Genomic DNA, 674 nt, shown 5'->3' with positions numbered 1-674 from the left:
TTCCTGAAACGAGACCAGGGACGTATCGACAGCTACGTGAACCATTGCCTTCTCTGGCTGAACATGTTGATGTACAAGGCAGTGGACAGGAGCATTATCCGCTTCAATCCCATAGCCAAGATAGGGTATGAGAAGAAGGCAGCCCCGAAGATGACCCATATCAGCAAGGCAGACTTCATCAAGATGCTCTCTACCCCGATGGCTGACGAGCGAACGGAGCTTGCACGCAGATGTTTCATTTTTGCCTCGCTCACCTCCTTATCCTATATAGATGTAAAGAAACTGTACCCTCACCATATCAGTGAGAACTCCGAGGGTAGGAAGTTCATCCGCAAGGAAAGAGAGAAGACAGGCGTGGAGTTCTTCGTGCCACTCCATCCGATAGCCGAGAAGATTCTTTCGCTCTACAATACCACGGACGACAGCAAGCCTGTTTTTCCACTGGGTGAGAAGAAAGACATCTATCTTGATGTGCATACCCTTGGAATGGTGCTTGGCATAAGTAATAAGTTGGGATTCCACGCCAGCCGCCATACATTCGGAGTCTTGATGCTCAACGAGGACATTCCCATCGGCAGCATAGCCAAGATGATGGGACACGCAGACATTACAAGCACACAGGTCTATGCGCAGGTGACGGAGCAGAAGATTTCAAATGACATGGATAAGCTTAT

The 674-nt window shown here is 49.0% G+C and carries 1 protein-coding gene; it reads left to right on the top strand.

Features of this window, described 5'->3' with window-relative positions; genetic code table 11:
• The coding region (locus DW917_RS16755) for a site-specific integrase (RefSeq protein WP_147344252.1) at positions 1-674 on the top strand (674 nt) is incomplete at both ends.

The sequence above is a fragment of the Prevotella sp. AM42-24 genome (genome assembly GCF_003461825.1).
Taxonomy (GTDB): Bacteria; Bacteroidota; Bacteroidia; order Bacteroidales; family Bacteroidaceae; genus Prevotella; species Prevotella hominis.
This window is presented reverse-complemented; position numbering and strand designations above follow the sequence as displayed.